The sequence below is a fragment of the Paenibacillus sp. ALJ109b genome, from assembly GCF_010747435.1.
Taxonomy (GTDB): domain Bacteria; phylum Bacillota; class Bacilli; order Paenibacillales; family Paenibacillaceae; genus Paenibacillus; species Paenibacillus taichungensis.
On record NZ_JAAIFP010000006.1, the window covers coordinates 40,031 to 60,923 of the forward strand.

Annotated in this window: 17 protein-coding genes; 3 read left to right on the forward strand and 14 right to left on the reverse strand. The window is 46.8% G+C overall.

All coding sequences use genetic code 11. From position 1 onward, the window contains the following. The first annotated feature begins 189 nt into the window (after nt 1–189). Together G3352_RS06430 and G3352_RS06435 are read left to right on the forward strand one after the other, a co-directional pair. A complete protein-coding gene (locus G3352_RS06430; RefSeq protein ID WP_163755118.1) occupies nt 190–630 on the forward strand; it encodes a COG3415 family protein in 441 nt (146 codons plus the stop codon). A gap of 61 nt (nt 631–691) precedes the next feature. Next, a complete protein-coding gene (locus G3352_RS06435) occupies nt 692–1,129 on the forward strand; it encodes a transposase (RefSeq protein ID WP_163755120.1) in 438 nt (145 codons plus the stop codon). A gap of 100 nt (nt 1,130–1,229) precedes the next feature. Here the strand turns inward: G3352_RS06435 and cdiI are convergent, their stop codons facing one another. From cdiI to G3352_RS06500, 13 genes are all read right to left on the reverse strand, one after another. Then, complete coding sequence (cdiI, locus tag G3352_RS06440; protein WP_240342967.1) at nt 1,230–1,610, reverse strand: ribonuclease toxin immunity protein CdiI; 381 nt, start codon at nt 1,608–1,610, stop codon at nt 1,230–1,232. An 8-nt stretch (nt 1,611–1,618) separates the two neighbouring features. Further along, entirely contained in the window at nt 1,619–4,774 is a 3,156-nt protein-coding gene (locus G3352_RS06445) for a CdiA family toxin C-terminal domain-containing protein (protein ID WP_163755124.1), read from the reverse strand. A gap of 28 nt (nt 4,775–4,802) precedes the next feature. Further along, a complete protein-coding gene (locus G3352_RS06450) occupies nt 4,803–5,465 on the reverse strand; it encodes a PAAR-like protein (RefSeq protein WP_063565632.1) in 663 nt (220 codons plus the stop codon). Continuing rightward, entirely contained in the window at nt 5,466–5,993 is a 528-nt protein-coding gene (locus G3352_RS06455; protein ID WP_163755126.1) for a hypothetical protein, read from the reverse strand. Next, a complete protein-coding gene (locus G3352_RS06460; RefSeq protein WP_163755127.1) occupies nt 5,990–7,135 on the reverse strand; it encodes a pentapeptide repeat-containing protein in 1,146 nt (381 codons plus the stop codon). Before G3352_RS06460 ends, G3352_RS06455 begins: the two co-directional genes overlap by 4 nt. A gap of 20 nt (nt 7,136–7,155) precedes the next feature. After that, the gene (locus G3352_RS06465) at nt 7,156–8,715 is read right to left on the reverse strand and encodes a contractile injection system protein, VgrG/Pvc8 family (RefSeq protein WP_163755129.1); all 1,560 of its coding nucleotides are present in this window, start codon (nt 8,713–8,715) and stop codon (nt 7,156–7,158) included. A gap of 466 nt (nt 8,716–9,181) precedes the next feature. Continuing rightward, nucleotides 9,182–10,888, reverse strand: a complete 1,707-nt coding sequence (locus tag G3352_RS06470) for an AraC family transcriptional regulator (RefSeq protein WP_205524738.1) — start codon at nt 10,886–10,888, stop codon at nt 9,182–9,184. Nucleotides 10,889–11,407: 519 nt separating this feature from the next. Continuing rightward, nucleotides 11,408–12,466, reverse strand: coding sequence for a cell wall hydrolase (locus tag G3352_RS31080; RefSeq protein WP_240342968.1), 1,059 nt, complete (start codon nt 12,464–12,466; stop codon nt 11,408–11,410). 281 nt (nt 12,467–12,747) lie between these two features. Next, nucleotides 12,748–13,965 (reverse strand): MFS transporter, encoded by a 1,218-nt coding sequence (locus G3352_RS06480; protein ID WP_076288250.1) that lies wholly within the window; start codon nt 13,963–13,965, stop codon nt 12,748–12,750. Between the two features lie 114 nt (nt 13,966–14,079). Then, nucleotides 14,080–14,895: a carbohydrate ABC transporter permease gene (locus tag G3352_RS06485; RefSeq protein ID WP_163755133.1), complete on the reverse strand. Its 816-nt coding sequence runs from the start codon at nt 14,893–14,895 to the stop codon at nt 14,080–14,082. A gap of 49 nt (nt 14,896–14,944) precedes the next feature. Next, nucleotides 14,945–15,817, reverse strand: coding sequence for a carbohydrate ABC transporter permease (locus tag G3352_RS06490; RefSeq protein WP_175480658.1), 873 nt, complete (start codon nt 15,815–15,817; stop codon nt 14,945–14,947). A 3-nt stretch (nt 15,818–15,820) separates the two neighbouring features. Continuing rightward, nucleotides 15,821–17,095: an ABC transporter substrate-binding protein gene (locus G3352_RS06495; RefSeq protein ID WP_163755135.1), complete on the reverse strand. Its 1,275-nt coding sequence runs from the start codon at nt 17,093–17,095 to the stop codon at nt 15,821–15,823. A gap of 212 nt (nt 17,096–17,307) precedes the next feature. Further along, nucleotides 17,308–18,489, reverse strand: coding sequence for an LLM class flavin-dependent oxidoreductase (locus G3352_RS06500; RefSeq protein WP_163755389.1), 1,182 nt, complete (start codon nt 18,487–18,489; stop codon nt 17,308–17,310). A 514-nt stretch (nt 18,490–19,003) separates the two neighbouring features. Here G3352_RS06500 and G3352_RS06505 point away from each other — a divergent pair. After that, the gene (locus G3352_RS06505) at nt 19,004–19,876 is read left to right on the forward strand and encodes a helix-turn-helix transcriptional regulator (RefSeq protein WP_163755137.1); all 873 of its coding nucleotides are present in this window, start codon (nt 19,004–19,006) and stop codon (nt 19,874–19,876) included. 114 nt (nt 19,877–19,990) lie between these two features. On the opposite strand, the gene G3352_RS06510 is transcribed toward G3352_RS06505, so the two are convergent. Further along, the gene (locus tag G3352_RS06510; RefSeq protein ID WP_345940733.1) at nt 19,991–20,890 is read right to left on the reverse strand and encodes an NUDIX hydrolase; all 900 of its coding nucleotides are present in this window, start codon (nt 20,888–20,890) and stop codon (nt 19,991–19,993) included. Between the last annotated feature and the right edge of the window lie 3 nt (nt 20,891–20,893).

Sequence of the window (20,893 nt, forward strand, 5' to 3'; positions counted from 1 at the left end):
TCTGGCGTTTTACCAGCAAGTATTCATACTGTAATAAACCTGCTGAGTAGCTGATCACGGACTCGGAGACCACCCACATTTGTTTCTTAAATGACACATCATCGCCAACTTCGCAATATTGATCACTGATTACTCGGTAGCTAACAAAATCGGCTCTACCTTATAAGAAAAATATGGGAGGAATAGCAGATGAACAAAAAATATGAGATTCGACTTGAACCAAAAGAACGCGAATGGATCGAACAACTTCTCCATGCCGGTTCGACGTCGCCTGGCATTCGCCGCCGCTGTCTTGTGCTGCTGCTTTCGAACGAAAATCAAGGTGTCATCCCCAAGCAGACTGAAATTGCTAGTCGTTCAGGAGTCAGTAAGGTGACCGTTTATTACACTGTAAAAGACGATTGCACCCGCGGGTTGGATCAGACGCTCCATTACCGTCGACGCGATGAACCGGCTCGTCCTTCACCAATCACCGGTGAGGTGGATGCCCGAATTATTTCGTTAGCTTATTCCGTGCCTCCAAAGGGGTACGCTCGCTGGACCATTCGTTTGTTGACACGTCGAGAACTGAATATTTTGGAATCTGTCGGACGAGAAACCATTCGAACGACTTTAAAAAACAAAACTTAAGCCTCACCTGAAAAAACCATGATGTATTCCCCAAAAATCAAACAGCGAGTTCGTCGCTCGGATGGAAGATGTCCTAGAGACCTATGCCCTTCCTTATGACCCAGAAATCCCGCTCATTTGTATGGATGAACAGCCGATTCAACTGTTAGATCATTCGCGGCCTCCACAAACCATGAAGCCTGGACAGGTTCTGCGAGAAGATTATGAATATGTTCGTAAAGGAAGCTGCAGCCTGTTTCTTTTCACGGAGCCGCTCGCCGGGTGGCGTCACGTGCAGGCTTCGGAAAAACGGACTAAATCCGATTGGGCTCTGCAGATCCAGGAGTTACTGGAGATCCACTACCCAGAGGCGAAACGGTTAGAAATCCATTACGCCCCTAAGCATGGCAGTTGGTTGAACATCGCAGAAATTGAATTCAGTGTTCTGACGATTCAATGCCTGAACCCCCAAATCGCTTCCATTAGAATTGCAAGTCGAGGTATCGGCTTGGGAAACTGAACGCAACCGAGTCCAGAAATCCGTGGATTGGCAATTACCACTGAGCAAGTGCGAGGCAAGTTAAAACATCTATATCCTCAAATTTGATTCGGTCAAGGTACTAGTTTGAAACAAATTCTTTTTCAATCCTTATTATATAATCCTCTACAGTAGCAAGCTGATTAGGGTGACGAGTAAGATACTCGGCGGAGGCTTCTTTCAAATACTTAATAAAAACTTCATTATCTAAAATAACAGATTCTTCTTCTGGCACAATAGGATAATCAAAAAAATATATAACCCCCGTATCACCGAAGTAATCTTCCTCCCATGATTTGAATTCATGAGCAAATACACACCACACTGCTTCCACTCCATATCCCTCTGCTTTAGAGTAACTGTCTAAAATAGTTAAAAATCTATCATCCCCTAGCACTTTATAATAACTCAATATCATTTTTCTATTTTTTTCATTATCATAGTCCATTTCGTGTCCCATCATTTTCACCTCTACTCATTTCTTGGAACTATAGGAAATACATTCGTTATTTCTCCTGTCGTTTCATCTATATATCCCTCAAACTCTAAACCATTAGATGCACTTCCTCTAACTACACGTCCATCCATTTCACCATTTTCCATAGCCTCTTTCCCCCACTTGATAATATCTGCATCCGATATCTTTTGGGGATCATATACGGTTTTCGGTTTTGGAATGCTCTTCAACTCACCCACAATAATATTCCCTTCTCTATCTAAAGCCGGAATTCCATATTTCATCTCTGTAATTCCATCAATGTAAGGGTGCTTTCTTTCATAAATTATACAATCTTCAAGACTCCATCCTTCATCCGTAAATGCCTTTTCGAAGTTTTCCCTATTATGTCCCCCAACAACTCCTTTATTTTTCTTTCTCACAATACCCTGCACGTTAATTATATGATCCTCGAAATCAGCGGCATAAGTGAATACATTTTTACCAGTTCCCTCAGTAGTTGCGCTTGTCCGTCCCTTACTAGCCTCATCATATAGATGCGAGTCATCAAACTCATCGAAAGGCCGATTCTTACCAGGACCGCCCAGCGTCTCTCTAGAAGGCTTGGATTTAGCTGTAATCTTCGGTCCAGTCTTACCGCTAGCTACCGCTGGATCTTGTTGAACCTGCTGCTTCCAAGCTGCCCATGTATCACCCATCGCCGAACTGTTCTTACTGTTAACCAGCTTGTCCGCTGCCTTATTTAACCCATGCTTGGCCAGCATAGCCAGGTTTACAACCATCAACGTAATACCCAACTTATCCAGCAAATCCTGATCCATTCCAAGAAACGTTGGATTCGTATTGGCGTTTCCGTTTTTCAGATCATTCAGCTTCTCCGCGTTGACCACAATCATGGAGACGCCCAGCGCAGCATCCGCTACAGCCAGCATGTACAGAGATCCTCCACCTGTTGGTATCGCCGCTATAATTGCAACTACCCCGAATAAGATGTTGAATTCTGCAATCAATACTTGGGGACCAATAATAAGCTCTTCGAACGTATATCGGGATAAGTATACCGTTTTTTGGGTTTGTTTACTCAAGTAGTCGGGCTTTTGCGGTATGCCATAGGCAAGTTCCATCTGTTCCAGCCAAGGACTGATCTTTTCCAATACTCCCCCGATTCCGGTAGCTTCCACGAACTGCTGGATCATCCCTGGCTTTCCGCTCGATCCAGCCGGTTGGGAGGATCCTTGACCGCTCAGCACTGGAGGAGCTGGCATCATCGCATGGATTTCCTCTGATGACTTGCCTGCTTGCCCCCCTTGTTCCATCACCTGTTTGGCTTGCTGCTTCCAATCGTACATCGCCGTTCGATCCTGGTCCATCTGGTCGTAAACCTTCTGCTGGTTCGCCAGTTCGACCTGTTTTTCTGCTTTGCTTTTCTTTTCCGGCTCTACAGCGGGCTGATTGATATACTTTTGTTGATAGATTGTTTTTTGTTCATCGGAAGACATGGTGCTCAGCCAGTTCTTGGCTTGATCCTTCATTCCCGGATCACTCTTAGCCGTCTCGGCTACTTGATTACGAATATCCGCTCGCTGCCCATCCGTTAGCTGAACTGCAGCCTTGAGTTGGAGCGATAGATCGATCTCTTGTTTCGCAATTTCTCCTTGAGCGAGCTTATCTACATACAACTCTTCCAGCTCTTCTTCGGTTAGAAGATCCACAAAGTCCACTTCGATCTTCTGGAAGTCAACCTTGGCACTCTGGATCCCCATCCGGTTACCGTTCAGGATAACATACTGGTCCGTATTCGTCTGGAGTACAATTTCCTGCTCAGCACGGATTCGAAGAGATTCGAGAACTCCCTCTTCGCCCCCACTGCCGGCTTCAATCTGATTTCCTGCTACAACGAGAAGATCCTCGCTGGCATTCAGCGTGATATTTCCTCCATCCAGATGCAGGCTAACGGTGCCTTTCTCAAATAATACCCCGTCATCTCCCAGCTGCATTTTGGCCTCACCAGGCATCTCGAATACTTTTGTGGAAGGTTTCTGGAACACCGTCCGGCTCTTCATTTCCTCGCCGCCGCCACGAACCGAATTAATAGCCATCGCCTTTTTCTCTGTGCCACTGGGGAAATAGACCTTAATACGAGCCCCCTCATCCGGCAGACAGTGAAAGATATTGTTGCCCTCTCCCGAATAAGGAAACCACCAATTTCCCTGCTTATCATGTGCATCGTCGATATCTAAATGCACCTTCACCATATTGTTGGCCCGTTTAATCACGCGTCCTTCCAAAGACATCCCTTGGAGTTTATCATTACGGCGGGATTTTCGGCGCAGACTCTGGCGCTTTACCAGCAAGTATTCATACTGTAATAAACCTGCTGAGTAGCTGATCACGGACTCGGAGACCACCCACATTTGTTTCTTAAATGACACATCATCGCCAACTTGGCAATACTGATCACTGGTTACTCGGTAGTTAACAAAATCGGCTTCCACTAGCTGTTCTGCATCCTTGCCTTCAGCATTAGCTCGAAGCTCTTCATAGACAGCTCGATCTTTCATGGCCTTGTAACGCCGGACATGTAGCTCTTTACCCCAGGATAAGTCCGGGACTCCAAAGTAGACACGAGGTGCATCCATGGAGACGTCCGGTAAAATGACGGTTCCCACTCTAGAAGCCAGTCGCTTCAGAAATTTCCAATCTGTTTCTTCATACTGAACCAACAAAGCACCTATGGAAGCCTGGTCACTTGTCGCCATATTCTGGGCATCTCCTGAGGCATAATTCCGAACCAGCTGCCGAATCGCATCGGTATAGGTCAGATGCTTGTTCTGATACGAGCGACTCCGCGGCTTCATATCCATGATATATGTACGTGATAGAGCCTCCACTTCTAAAAGGGGGATCCCATCTTCCATCTGGATATCGACTTTGGTAATTCCTCCGGCAAACCACCCCTCCGGTCTGACATCCGTTGGCTTCTGCAGAACGAGGCTGTCGTTAAAGGAACTCTGGAGGAGGCATTGCTCTGCCTCCTCTTCGCTCATGCGGGCTGTAAAAACACAACGTGTATGTGCATTGAAAGCTCGCTCAATTCGAAAACTGCGGAGGTCCTTGATCTTGTAGGGCCACTGCAGTTCAAATCCATCTCCCTGATAGTTAACATCCATTTCGATACCCTCCTCCGTTATGCCAGCCTTACCTTACAGCAAACTCCGGAGGAGCCGGATCCATGCCATTGGTTAACAAGCGTATCTGTCCTCCACATGTACAGAACAGGCAGGACTTACTGGTCAGGGCCGGTACTCCCTGAATGGACACATTGGGGCTTCCATTGGTCCACTGGGGCTTTGCCCCTGCCAATGCCTCGATCAGTGCACTTAACGAAGGCTTTGACATCAATGTGCTTTGAGCAGAAGCCGAGGCGGTGGGCATAATTCCAGGGGCACAAGGGTAGATAGCCTGTCCACATGTTGGTTCTGTTGGATCGGGGTCAATAATGTACGAAGGATCCGATTTGGGGCCTGCGACACGTTCAGCTAACTTCATCGGATGCAGCTCACTCCGGCAATACCCGAAGGAGTAGAAGTTCCCGTCAATTTCCTGTCCCATTTTTGTATAAGGTATACCGTGAATCGTCCCTGGCTCAGAAGTGGACGTGGCACAATCCTCGACCGTTAGCATCGGGCTACCGTTTATGTACACCCCATTGGGCTCCAGCTTGTTCAGTACCTCCTCATGGGTTCCAAACGTACAATGCATATAGGCTCCTGCCGTTACATATGTATCTTCACTCCTCCAGGGGGAGGAAAGCAGCTTGTTTAGCGTATCCTTCGTTAAGATTGTATCTGTAACTCCCATCTACATGTCTCCTTCTGTGATCTGAATCGGTCTGATTTTCAAACCATATATACCTGCCCGCAGTAGACGTTCTGCCAGTTCAAGACGAACAATCACCAGCTGAGTCCGATAATACGGAACGAGGAATGCAGGTTCTTGTTCAAGGCCACTGAGATCAGCCATTATGCTCATAACCTGCCCGCTCTGGATCAAGGCTAGATCAGGAGCGATACACGTCGCCTTCGGCAGATCCATCCAGTGATAGAATGTCTGGTTATACTGTTCCAGGTTCATCACCACAACTCTTTTAGAAGTAATCTCAGGTGCAAGTTTCATGATGAACTTGGATAACTCATCACTGAGCAGCAGCAAAGGATATTGCGCAAGGATACTGGAAGAATAAAAGGGTTGACCACTCTTCACATAAACGATTTCCTCTTCAGCAGCATAGTCATAACCTTGAAGCATTCGCTCTGGCCATTGAAGGCTGGCTCCGTTGGAAGAAAGCTGTCTGTCATGTTCGATCACGTAGTAATTTGTTTCACTCATGAATCCTTCTCCACCCATTCAATAGCAGCGCGCTGTTCAGCAGTTAACTGCACCCGAAATCGATCTTGTACAAGCATCTGGCTTCCTGCCAGATCAGCCCCGGTGAAATCTACCTGCTCCAGCTGTGCACCTGTAAAGTCACCCGCAATTTTCGCATATCGAAAGCTTGCATGATTCAGATTGGCTCCCTGAAACTGGACACCGTTCATACCGTAGAACAGTCCATGTGTATCGACGAAGGTATCGCGGCCACCCAAAGCACCATCGAATCTTGCCTTGCTCAGATCACACCCTCGAAAGTCCACATCATACAAAAGCGTCTCTCCAAAGTTGACATGATCACACTGGCACCGCATAAACCGAGTTCCCAGTAGGCTCGTCTCCTCCATGTGGCTACCGCTGAGTTTCACTTCTTCGAACCGAGCGTAATTGAAATCTATTTCCCCATAATCCCCCTGCGTAAGATCTACACTCGCAATATGTTCATAGATGTATTCACTGGTCAGCTTGCTCTCCAGCCAACCCTTACAAGTTATCGAGCTGCGCTGCATCCCATTCATTCGGTATACCGATTCAGTCACCTCATGATCCTGAAATTCACCAACACGAACTTCAAATTCTATGTCCTTGTTTAAGTTCTGAAATGAATCTAGTTTACGAATGTCATCCATTGCATAACGGACAGCATGTACCATATAGACATGAAAGGGATACAACTGTCCTGTTTGCCATGCATGAAGGGCAACCTGATCAATCCGGTTCATATATCTCTTGCGACTGCTCTCACATTCCTCGAACCACTGTTCCATATAACGATAAATCCAGCTTGCATCGTATAGAAACCCGCTCGCGGGCATCTCCCCCTCACGGTACCGATCACTCGCGTATAGCATATAAGCCGGATCTCCCTGATTCAGCCTGGTCCGCATTAACGATACGTGCAGCGTACTGCACGCCTGTAGCTCACCCTGTTCTTGTTGCAATCTTACCCGTTCACAGAAGGCGTCAAATAGAGGAACAATTCCCTGTACTATCTCTTGCCGATGCCTAACATAATAGGTGTGCAACTCCTGTATCTTGCTATTCCGAAGTGGCAGCACTTCCTGTTCCAAGAACTGCTGCCACAGCTCCATCTGATGCATGATCTAGCCCCTCACTGTCTTTATTGGTTCATTAAGATCTCAATCCCTTTAATGACAACCTGGCCTTGGTCGATGGTTAGGCCGCCGTTTCCATCCTTGGTTGACAGATCTATTTGGTTAGCTAGCATGACGACGGACTCGGATACCATTTCAATCTGCTTACTTGCCTGAAGGGTAATCTTGTTCTCACAGTTCAGGATAATGGTTCCCGCACTGGTCAGCGTCAGAGTCGCTCCTCCTGTGGCTCCAGTAATAGTGATTTTGTCTTCTTCAAAGGTAATCTTCTGTCCAGTCGGTGTAAGGAGGAATTTGGTGTTGGGATTGGCCATCAGATCTTCTTTTAAATCCTTGTCATATTGCACAATGGGCTGCAATTGCTCCTGCTGAACAACCGTAGTGGTGATCCCTCCTCCACCACCTCCAGTTTGGGTAGTTTGGGCCGATGCAGGCGACGAAGAAGGTGATGAGATGGCCTCTTCCGGTATTTTCTTGCGAACAGAGCTCAGTGCAATGCCTTCCGCCTCCCTTGCATTAGGAAAGTAAAGACGGATACTATCCCCTTGCTCAGGCATACAGTACCACCCAGTCTGATCATCCGAAGCATACATGGTGGAGTAAGGGAACAGATTGGCCGTGGCCAGACTCCATTCCTGATCACAGTCCAACTGGACTTTAACCTCATCTCTCACGACGCCCATAATCTGTCCTGAAATGGATGCACCGACAAGGCGTGAGTTGTATCGCTTACGTTGATAAGCAGATTTCATGTGCCCGAGCACATAATGGTGGATAAGTAGCCCTTGCTGCATTTCGGTCCGAATTTCAAAGACGTTGAGTCTTTGCCCTTTAAACTGTACCTCATCCCCAAGTTGCAAAACTCGGTCATGTACCTTAACTTCATATCGGATATAATCCTGTTCACTAAGGCCACTAGCACCTTGCGCTTCTTGTTGATAGGCCAGCATGTCCTTATACATGCGGTAATGCGTTGCTTCCAGCTTGCCTGCATCCCGTTGCTCGGGTATACCTAGATAGATACGAATGCGTTTTTCCGTTGATACAGGAATCAATACCGTATGATAATGAGATGCTAATCGCTGCAGAAACTCCCAGTCGGTCTCCTGGTATTGGAGTGTATAAGCTCCAAGTTTTTTCTTTTCCATAAACGTATTGAATGTCTGACCGTCTGGATAGAGCCCGCTAATCTTCTGCATGACATCTGGAATCAAACTGGCAGCATTCTGAAAGGAACGTGTCACGCGCTTAATATCCATGGCATGCGTATGCGAGACGGCTTCCGCCTCTAGCCAGTACACCTGATTTTCCACTCTGACCTGGAGCTTCAGAATGACACCGTGAAATAACCGCTGTTTTTGTCCATGTTCATCGGTATAAAACAATTCAACGGGAGTGCTCTCATCGGCCATACGTACGTATTGCTCTTCTTTTTCCTCTGGAATGACCCCAGTGAATCTTAACTTCCCGTGCTCATGAACTTTCATATGTATCGCAACTTGATGTATTCGAATCTCAAAAGGCTGTATCTGGAGTTGCTCGTAACTAATTGTCGCGAGTGTCATGACCTCTCACCTACTTACTTTTTTTTATTCTGATGCTTTAATTTACTATTTATCGACTTTTAACATATGTTTGTTTATACATTATCCTTAAATTCAATAAAAAGGATATAAAATAAGACTTTACTCATATTCCATAAATTCCTAAACACGAATAAAAAAGAGCAGCGCGCTTGCTACTCCTCCTTTATTCCTACGCTTTGGATTCTTATTTGAGCATCATTATGTTAATAGCCATATTAAATAGTATCTTCTATTCCTTTTTTTCTTCCCCCCATATCCATTTGGATAGAATCTCTAAATCTCTACTATTGTACATTTGAATATGTTGCCAAAAAAGCCGCCATGTAGGCGACTTTGATGGTACCCTCTAACTAAAATAGTTAAGCTACGATAGGCATTGATGTTCAATCGGTGTGCGTTGTTTCAAGTTTGCCATTGAAAGCCTAAATCCAATTGGAGCATTTAATCATTTAGCAGTGGCAGCCATTTTCGTGATCTTGTCGGCAATATCTTCTGCTTGTAAAAGGGATGAGAATGAATCCGCCGCAAAATATTTTTCCATTTCAATCTCAATTACATGATGATTTTTGACGGCATCTAAGGATGTCCACGTCACCGGGAGCTTGGGTCGCTCTTTGCCTTCAACACTAAGCACAATGACATAGTCTCCTACATAATCGTTTACAGTCTCCCATGACACTTCAATACGGTCCTCTTTTTTGTCGATGATTTCACTTTTTACTTTAGGCGTTGGGTTTAGTCCCAAAATATCGTATGTAGCTCTTCCTCCACGCTCGCCTGCATTGCCAATCACCATCAAAAATTTGTCTACAGTAATATAATCCACAATGGAGACCGTTGCATCTTTAGGAATTACATTTCTGATTTTATTGCGGGCAGCTTCCGTACGTCTTTCAAAATCTTCATTCCACTTTTTAGCTTCTTCTTGTCTACCCAGGATATCGCCCATGGCCGTGATTTCTTCCTGAATCGTGGAGTACTTGCTTGTCTCAAACACAACGGTCGGTGCAATTTTGGAGTAACTTTCATAGGCTGCGGTATTCCAAGTAATAATGATATCTGGAGTCAAATCCAATACTTTCTCTAAAGAGATGCTCCCCTCCAAACCAATATCTTGAACCGTGTCAGGTAAATAAGGTTTTAGAAACTTGGCAAAGTTCATTTGTGTACTGGACGCTCCAACTGGCGTGACCCCTACAGCTAGTACTGGCCCTAAGTCCCAGTCAACAACAACACGTTTGGGATGTGTCGGAACACTAACTTCTCCCATGACCGTTGATACTTTCCGCATGCTCGTATCTTCTTTGGCCTCATTGGAAGGCAAATTTTGAGTAGACTCTGCACTCTGATTTGAATTTCCGCCTGCTGACCCCTGGCTATTATTTTGACTGGAGTTCCCATTCGTGCATGCTGCAAGCATCAATGTAAAACATAACATAAGTGTTAATACCATCTTCGATCTTGTTCCTCTATACATCTGTCTATCCCCTTCTGTTTTGTATTGATAATGATTATCATCAATAACATAACAAGTAGAAGAATGTTTGCCCATAGAGGATACGAACCCTTCCCATGGACTATCTGAATCGCCTAAGCTCTCCTTCATTTTCTTTTTATATTGCCCTGGCGTCATCCCGACCTGCTTCTTGAACAGACGTGTAAAATAAAATACGTCACTATAACCTACACTTGAAGCAATCTCCTGTGCAGTGGCATCTGTCCGAATCATTAATTCTTTTGCTTTAGCCATCCGCGCCTTAATCACGTATTCGATAGGACTTCTGCCAGTACGAAGTTTGAACTGTTTCGATAAGTATTGAATGCTATAATTCCATTGTTCAGCCAAGGATTCAAGTGAAATAGATTCATTAAAATGTTCGTGAATGTACTGGATGATCTCTTCTACCATATCTTTTTCCTTTGAAGTAACTCCTTGAAGCTTAAGCTGCTGGACGAGTGTATATACGAACTGGTAAAAAAAGATTTTCACATGAAAATGTTCAAAAACCTGTCTTCGGTTCCATTCCTCATACATCGAATCGACATGACGATACAGATTAACCGGAGCAAAAGGCTGGTAGGCATAGGGTAGCTGAAATGGGTTGTTCATGAGATAGTTCTTCTGAATTTCTTTGCTAGCTTTTGGGGACATACTACCTCTATATAAAATGTAATAGTACGTCACCTCATCCTGTCCAGCCTCAAACCTGATCCTACTTCCCTTTCCTGCATGCAATAGATAAAACCGTTTAAAAATATGTATATCCTCATCCAACCAAAGGGAGCCTTGTCCTTGCACGATATATATAAAACCACTGACTGGGAGATGATATTGCTGCTTCCCCCCGCTACTTATTACAATTTGGCGAATATCCACCAGCTGAATCGATGAATGGTCCCACATTTGAATATACTCTTCCCAGTTCACTATTTTTCTCCCCCGTTTGACCACATACTGAACCTACATTCAGTAATAAATCCCTTTATAATTCAATTTGACTATATTCGATAACGATAATCATTGTCAATTAGAGAGCAACTTAAAGGTGCGGAGGAAATCCCTGTCACTCCCCTCCAAAACCAACAGAACCCCGGCAGCACGTCTGCATTCAGCAGCGCACAACCGGGGTTCACCATTATTTTAATTATTACTTATATCTCTTAACCTAACTCACCTTGTAAAATCATGCTGCCCAATCGTCAGCAACGTTGGTCTGCTCTTACTCCACAACGAAGTGGCAATTTTCGGATTATAATAATAGAGCGCTCCGTGTGTCGGGTCGGTGCCATTCAAGGCTTTACGAGCTGCCTGATAGGAAGTCTGGGTTGGCTTTGTATTAAACTGTCCATCGTCTATGGCCGTGAACTGCCCTTTCTGGAAAATCACTTTCGGAATTGATGACGGGAATGCATTTGAATGCACTCGATTCAATACAACCGCGCCAACAGCAACCTGTCCTTCAAAGGATTCTCCGCGTGCTTCCCCATGGATCAGCTTCGCGAGCTGGCGCAGCGTATTACCTTGGGCTGCAGCCTTCTTGTTCAGTCTGTTCAGTGTTGCCGGACCTGCAATTCCATCCGCACTCAACCCTTGAGCCTGCTGAAACTTACGGACAGCCCCTTTGGTAATAGAACCGTAATATCCGGTCAATCCAGCTTTAAAATACCCCAGTTCGCTTAGTTGCTCCTGCAATTGAAGAACATGTTCACCGCGAACGCCTTGTTCCAGCTTCTGCGCCCCGGCAGACGGAGCTGCCATCGTAAGTCCAAGAACCATCGCGAAGGCACCAAGAAGCACACTGACTCGTCCTGCTCTTTTGCCAGCCTTTCTTCCCCTGCGATGGGTGACTTTTCGGCTGACGTTAATAGGTTCCATGTGGTCAGTGCTTGTGTGCAAATCATGCAGATCAAGCCTCTCATCCCCGCTATCTAATCTAAACTCTTCATCAAGGCTGTAGATATAGCTCGTCATCTTCATCTGGTTCATTTCTTTCATCTCTCTAATAGGAGTAAGATCAATCACATCATATCTCCCGTTTATCTCACTCATCCTATCGTTGCCATTATAGCTGTACATCACATTCATCCCGACATTCTCAATCACAAGTATCAGTTCGCACACGCTATTCTGTCCACTCATCATTTGCTTTTCATTCATTTTATTCTTCTCATTCATCATATTCTTTTCAATCATTTCACACGTCTGATCCATTTCATTACTGTTCTTCATGATTAGATTAACCTCCACTTTTCTGAATCCAGATCCCACTTCTTCCCCCTGAATCCTCACGGTTGGACATCCCGAGTGTCATTATAGGATATAGAAAAAGTAACGTCTATCGGACCGATGGCGCAGGCGAAAATCCACTCCACACACAGCAAAAAGAGGCATGAGCCCATGGTCACGCCATGGTCATGCCTCTTCTTGTATCAACCTTCTGCCGCTTATCCAACCCGTTATAGGCGTAGGCAGGCAGACCCGCACAAAAGTTGCGTTGTATTTATTGACATTTATTCAGCCAGTTCCAGACCCTTGGTTTCCCGGCCCAGGAACAGCACAGCCGCTGCACCAATGAGGATGGTCACGAAGAAAATCGTGAAAATCAGGCTGATTGCAACCTCACGCTGAACCAACATACCAACCATTAATGGAGCAAGCACGCCCCCAATCCGGCCTACCGATGTGGCAAGACCCACACCTGTTGAACGAACGGAAGTGGGGTACAATTCCGGACTATACGCGTACAGACCGCCCCAAGCTCCCAGATTGAAGAAGGAAAGACAGATACCTGCGGTCAGAATCGTCGCTTCCGTTGTTGCCAGTCCAAAAGCAATCGCACTTACTGCTGTCAATGTAAGATAAACGACAAGTACAAATTTGCGGCCAAACCGCTCAATGAAGTACGCCGCTGTGAAGTAACCTGGCAGCTGTGCGATCGTCATAATCAGCACGTACTGGAAGCTTTTGACCAGCGTAAACCCTTTTGCCATAACAACCGACGGCAACCAGAGGAACATACCATAATAAGAGAAAATGACGGTAAACCACAAGATCCAGAGCATCAACGTTGTACGGCGATGAGGTGCTGACCATACGGTCGCAACCTTTTCGCGGAACGTGATTTTCTTAATCTTGGTATTGTTCTTGTAACGAGGCGGGTCCTGAATGGCACGGCGCAGATACAGCGCATAGAACGCTGGAACGGCACCAATGGCAAAAGCAATTCTCCAGCCATATTCCGGGATAACAAAGTTGGCAATGAGTGCTGATACAATCCAGCCACCTGCCCAGAAACTCTCCAGCAGTACAACTGCACGTCCACGTTCTGCCGTAGGCATCGACTCCGATACCAACGTAGATGCAACGGGCAGCTCCCCGCCAAGGCCAATACCTGCAATCAGACGCAGTACACACAATACGGCGAATCCGGTCGCCAATGCTGACAGGCCACTAGCAATCGTAAATACCAGCAGGGTCCACATCAAAATTGCCTTTCGGCCGAAACGGTCCGCGAGTGCCCCCGCAAGCAATGCACCTAGCGCCATACCGATGGAGTTGATACTCGTAAGCACCCCGACTTGTCCGGGACTGAGACTCCATTCCTTGGCGAGTGCAGCCACGATGAAGGAAATCATGCCGACTTCCATTGCATCAAACAGCCAGCTCATGCCGGCACTGAACAGCAGCTTGCGCTGCTTGGGATTCCGCAATACTTCCAGTTTGCTCATGTCTTATAGCTCCCTTGATCTCTATGTAGTCATTCTGACACTAAACCATTATTATGCAGAATGATCCAGAAATCAATGTAAAATACGCATATCCGTTGATCTTCTCCTCATACCTTACCCCTTGAGTGAACCCGCTGTCAGGCCTGCTACAAAATAACGCTGGAGCAAAATGAACAGCACGATCATCGGAATGGCTGTTACTAGCACACCGGTGAGCATCATCGGATAGTTCGTCACGTATTCCCCGCGGAACTGCATGAGTGCGAGTGGTAACGTTAGCTTGGACTTACTGCTGAGCATTAGCATCGGAATGAGCAAGTCATTCCAGACCATCACGAGCAGGAACGTGGCTGTAGCTGCCAGAGAAGGTGCAGCGAGTGGTAGCGCAATTCGTGTATAGAGCCTCCACTCGCTTGCTCCATCCATACTGCCCGCTTCCAGTATTTCCGCATTCAGCATACGCATAAAACCCGTCAGCATAAATACGGAGACCGGCATTAACATCGCGGCTGATACTACAATGAGTCCTGTCAGACTGTCCGACCACCCGAGCGTACGCGTCAGAGAATAGATCGGCAGCATGCTCACTTGGGAAGGAACGATTAGACCTGCAACGAACAAAGCAAACACAATTTTGCCCACACTGCCACCCCAGCGGACAATGCCATACGCAATCATGCTGCTGAGCAATAACTCAATCGCAACCGTACCCAGCGTTACGACCAGACTGTTCCCGAAATACTGCCACATCGGCTGGTTGCGGAACATGCCAGTGAGATTGTCCCACGTAAACGGGTCCGGCCAGCTAAATGGACTGATGAAGAAGTTACTGCTCGTTTTGAACGATGAAACAAATACAAAGTACAGCGGTACGATAATCAGCAGCGCGTACAGCATTAAAATCAGGCGGTTGAACCACTTTAGAAACATGTGAACTCCCTTCTGCCTCTTGTGCAGGATAAATGCTCCAGCAACAATATCAATAGCTTACCCGGTCGGCACGCAGCGCCTTGAACTGCAATAACGTCAGCAAAGCGAGCAGAACCAGGAAAATCATCGAACCCGCAGAAGCGAGGCCAAATGAGTAGCTGCCAAAGGCGGTGTGATAGATATATGTCGTCAAAATTTCAGTTGCGTAGTTCGGGCCTCCGTCCGTCATTGTGAAAATGAGATCAAAAGCCTTGAAGGATTGAATCGTGGTATAGGCCACGACAATCGTTGCCGAAGGTGCAAGTAGCGGCCAGGTCACGGTACGGAATACCTGCCATTTGCTGCCGCCATCCATACGTGCTGCTTCATACAGCTCCGCTGGGATGCCTTGCAGACCTGCGATAAACACGATCATCATCTGCCCGGCATGTGCCCAGACCTGTACCGCGGCAATCGAGTAGATGGCGATCTTCGGATCACCAATCCAGTTGTGGGCAATGCTCCCCATACCTGCCTCGTTCAAACCATAGTTAATGAGGCCAATGGAAGGATCGTACATAAATGCCCAGATCAAACCCACCGATACAGAGGACAGAATCGCAGGCAGAAAATAGAGCGCCCGGAGCGCGATGCGTGTCTTTGTGTTACGTACCAGGAGCAGCGCCAGAACAAGTGAAATAAAGGTTTGCGCAATGACAACCGTTAACATGAACTCGACGTTGTTGCCAAAGGCTTTGCGAAATACGATGCTACTGAGACTGTCCTTGTAATTATCCAGCCCTACAAATGCATACGACGGGGATACCCCGTCCCAATCCGTAAAGGAGTAGAACAGCCCCGTCAATGTAGGAAATACGAACAGTGCAACGTACAGCAGCAACCCGGGTAACAAAAACAGGGATAGCTGAATACGGTTCTTCATCGTTTATTTCCCGATATGCTGATCAATGATCGCCTGTGCCTGCTGCGCTGCTTCTTCAGGAGAAGTTCCGCTCAGTACAGCCTGAATAGAGTTCGTCACCGCTTTCTGATTATCTCCGTTCAGGATGGTAAACCGTGGCTGGAACACGGTCTTTTTGCTCGCCCAATCTCCGGCAACCTGAAGCTCAGGTGTATCGTACTTCACATCATTCACCGTTACATTCTGTCCCGTCTGGTTCGCATATTCGCCAGCCACTTCCGGATTGCTCAGGAATTCAATGAACTTCTTCGCTTCTTCCGGGTGTTTGGACTTACTGTTCACCGCAAGCATAAATGTCGTGGTATGAACACCTTCATACTTCGCCTGATCGGTACTCACCGTAATCGGTGCAAGCAGCTTCTGCTCCAAATTCGGGTTCTGCTGCTTGTTCTGAGCCAGCTGATACGATCCGCTTGCCAGCATGGCTGCTTTCTCCTGGATAAAGAGTGCTCCCGCTGCCGGGTCTTTCGTTCCCAGTGCGTCCTGCTGGAAGTATCCTTTGTCGTTCAGTTCTTTGATCTGAGTTAATGTTTTCACCCAAAACTCATCCGTCAGTTTGGCCTCTCCGGCTTCCACTTTGGTAAAAATGTCGTCACTCGGTGCATTGTTCATCACCATCGTATTCATGAATTGGCCCGGACCAATGTCCGCTCCAGCAAATGCAATCGGAATAATGCCGTTGTCTTTCAGTGTCTGGCAGAGTGCCAGGAAGCCTTCCCAATCCGTCGGTGGTGTCAGTCCATATTTTTCGAACAGCTTCACATTGTAGATTGGATCGTTGTATACGAGTTGATAGGGAATTGCATATTGCTTGCCATCGTGCTGGCCTGCTTCAATCAGCTTTGAATTGTAGGCCGACATAAACGATGACCCGGTCAGATCGGTGAACAATCCGGCTTTGGTGAAGGCTTCGAACTGTGCACCAGGGAAGGAAGCAAATACATCTCCAACTGAACCATCACTGATTTTGGATTGTACAGTAGATTGATATTGATCTGAAGGAAGAGTCTGCATTTCCACATGGATGTTCGGATTTTCCTTTTCAAACGCATCAATCGTCTTGTTCAATGCTTTCACATCCTCTCCACGCCAGTGCATGAAGCTAATCGTTACTTTGCCCGAACCGGAGGAATCGTTCCCTCCTGATGCAGCGTTATCCCCGCCGCCGCAGGCAGACAGCAGGATGGACATCACCAGCATACTGACAAGGGGAAGGATATATTTTTGTTTTTTTCTCATGAAAAAAGACCTCCTGAAGGATGTTATATAAGTTAAACAATGATTTTACACTGAACCACTACGCGGTCAGAACCATCTTCCAATCGCTGTTATCCCCAGATTTTTTTAAAATCACTTAATTAAAGGTGGAAATCCGGGGATAAAGGCGAACGCTACGCTTCTCCAGATTTTTTCTGTCCTCTTCGTTACCGTGTAAAAAAGGTTTCACTTATTTAGTTGGTAGTAACTGAATGCTGTATTTGTCTTGTTTTCCATTTCTCACGAATAATGGGCATCACGGTCCGGCCGAAAATTTCGGCTTCTTCCAAATGAGGATATCCCGACAATATAAATGTGGTCACGCCCAGATCACCATATTCCATCAATCGTTCTGCGACCTGTTCCGCTGTACCGACAATGAGGATCGCTCCGCCTGAACGTACAACGGATAACCCTGTCCACAGGTTTGGACCTACAACGAACTGCTGTTTCTCGGACAGCTCCCGCAGCTTATTCTGTCTGCGTTGGTTGGTTGCATCCGTCTCTGCGAAGGCTGCTTTGGCTTTTTCGATGGCCTCTGGTGGGACTTTGCTAATAATCTTCCAAGCCGCCGCCCATGCTTCTTCTTCCGTATCCCGGATGAGTACTTGTGCCCGCATGCCGTAACGCAACTGACGATCTTGTCCGGTTTCCTCTTTGATCTGTTCGCGAATGACTTCAATTTCTTCGATCTGCTCCTGAATCCAGTCATGAGGCTCGCCCCACATGAGGAATGTATCTGCGTGTTCAACAGCGACCCGTTTGGCAATCGGTGAACTTCCACCCAGGTAGAACGGCGGATACGGCTTTTGCACCGTTTCAGGCATGCCTACCGGACCTTTGAAGTTGTAATACTTACCGTTAAACTCCGAATTGTCTTCGGATGCTTCCTGGTTCGACTGAGCACCACTTCCAGCAAACTCGGTCAGATTGAGCCCGGCCGATTGTGTCCATGAACGCTTCATCACTTCCATGTACTCACTCGCCCGTTCATAACGTTCATCATGGGCATGAGCCAGTGGATCTCCCAGTTCCTCCAAATCCCGAACCGAGCTGCCTGTCACCACATTGATCATGGCACGACCGCCAGACAGTTGATCCAGTGCCGCTCCCATTCGTGCCGCCAATACAGGGGTGACCAGACCTGGGCGAATGGCCACAAGCGGACGCAGTGTTTTCGTGTGACTCATGACAGCCGAACCCACAACCCACGCATCCAGACAGGCACCACCTGTCGGAATCAATACAAATTCAAAACCTGCCGTCTCTGCTGTCTGCGCCACTTGAACCAAATAATCCAGGCTCGGTTCCCGCTCCGGGGCAACCCCTACAAATTTCCCGTCTCCTGCTGTAGGCAAAAACCAACCAAACTTCATCTCTTCCTGTTCGCTCACGCAAGTCAATCCCTTCTATGAATAAATAAAGTCTCATGTTAAAAATAAGATCGGTGTTGTGCACATTGGCCGTTCCGGTTACGAATCGTTCTTTCGATCACTGTTATCTCCAGATTTTTTTGATTCCCTTTTCAAAGAGGAAAATCCGGAGATAAAGGTGAACGCGTTGCTTCTTCAGAATCGATTTCGTCCCCTTCACTACGTTCGCACTCGTTAAACCTTATTTTTAAAGTGCGCCTAATTTCTAATCATTTTATAAGTACGAATACTTCCAAATGCCGATTAATTAACTTGGTTTAATAGGTATGGACATCATAACAATTGATTTGTCTGTGATCAATGTCATTTCGCGGTAATTTTATTTTGTCATTTTGTGGTGAATTCACAGGAATAGGTCTTCTCGATCTTGAATATTTACAAAACCCACCTGTATAATAGGTTATAAGAGAAACTTTCAGATATTACAAACTATACTTATATTAAAGAGGTGTTCCTGATGATCGAGAGCATGAAGGAGGACCACCACGAGTTTTTGGATATTATTTTTTTTACTCCGTCTGAATTCGAGAAAGCCGGGGGAGCATGGCCGATTCGAATCGGTCGTAATATAGCCAAGAGCAACTATCATATCGGCCCTCGAACGACGCCTTTTCATTATTTAATTTTTGTTCTGGAGGGCGAGGGAACTTTTATACAGAACGGACACCGTTATTCCCTGCGTGCCCGTGATGCTTTCTGCCTGTATCCACAGGTTACCCATGAGTACTGGTCTGACCCGAAGGAGTCTTTGCACAAAATTTTCATTGCCTTTGATGGAAAACATGCTACTGAACTTTTGGCACGAATCGGGCTTACCCCGGACGCGCCGCATCGTTCAGGTGTACTCACGCCGGAGACGGCAAGTGGCATGCGTGCTTTTATGGAAGAGGTTCGCAAACCTCAGGGAGGCGCAAGCGACCTGGGACGACTTACCCGTTTTCTCGGATTGTTTGACCGGATTGCCAAATCGCCCGCTACCCGAGTGCTTCAACCAGACTCTGCGACACCCTGGCTACAAAAAGGCAAGGAGTACATGGATATTCACTTTGCTGGCGGCATTACCGTGGAAGGTGTTTCTTCACACGCAGGCGTGGATCGGACCCATTTTGCCAAACAATTCCGCAAAGCCTACGGCCTGTCTCCTGTCCAATATATTCAACGTCTCAAAATGAATCAGGCCAAACGACTGCTTGTTCAGACCCCATTAACGTTAACTGAAGTAGCGCACTCGGTGGGTTACCCCGACCTGTTCTCTTTCTCCAAAGCCTTCAAAAAGCAGGTCGGTCTGCCACCCAATCGATATCGAACCGCCGAGAACAATAAAAGCTGATTTGTCGCCAGCCGCATGCTAATGAATAGAAAAAAAGGCAAGCCTCCTGGACCGGAGACTTGCCTTTTCCTGCTTACAACTTACAACGATCTTTTTGTTAACTATATATGCCCGCTACTTCTTCTCCTCGCTCTTTCGAGCCAGCGGAATTCCGTTTTCCTTTGCATACCATGCCTCATAATGATGCACTGCGACACCTGCAAAGGAGGAATGAGAAGCCCCGAGATCAAACACTTTCTTCATTTCTTCGTCCATGTTGGTGATGGATTTGCTGAAAAAGGTTAGATGATCGCCCTCATCCGTATCGGCCAGTTCGGCTCCAACCCATACTTTCTTGCCAAGCTCATCCGCTTCATCCAGCTCTTCCTTGGACAGATCATACATCTGCTGACCACTATCCCGATAGGCCATGATGGCTACCGCATCAAAGTGATCAATCACCCAGCGGCTGAATGTACCTCCGCCTTCTGCCGATTCGCGTACATCCAGCCAGAAAGGGATCGCGGCGCTCATGTAGAGTCCGGCATCCTTACCAGCTTTGGTCCATGCCTTCATGTTGTCGCTCCACTCCGCAATAACGCTATTCTGCTCGTTCTCCCAGCGTTTTAGCTGATAAGGCTCAACATCCAGCTGAATTCCCTCAAAGCGTTCATTTTTGGCGGAAGCTGCATTATATGCCTGTACTTTTTCAATAAACGCAAGTCCCTCTTCCCGCTTCTCCGTATAGGCCCAGTCGGCATGACCGTTAAGGGCATGTACTTCGATCTCAGCCTGCCGCGCAGCCGCGATGAATTTGCGGTATGTCGCATCGGGTACCTCATCCTGAATTTGCAGGAAAATGGTATCTACACCCTGCGCTTTGGAGAAGGAGATAATCTCAGGCGTCTGCTCTGCAATAATGGAAGCGTCCCACAGCCAGGTCGCTTTGTGTTCCTCATGTGAAAACCATTTGAGTAGCCAGGGCAGAAGAAGCAGGCAGAACAGCAGGGCCAAGATGGCCCATTTTGCCTTCACCGA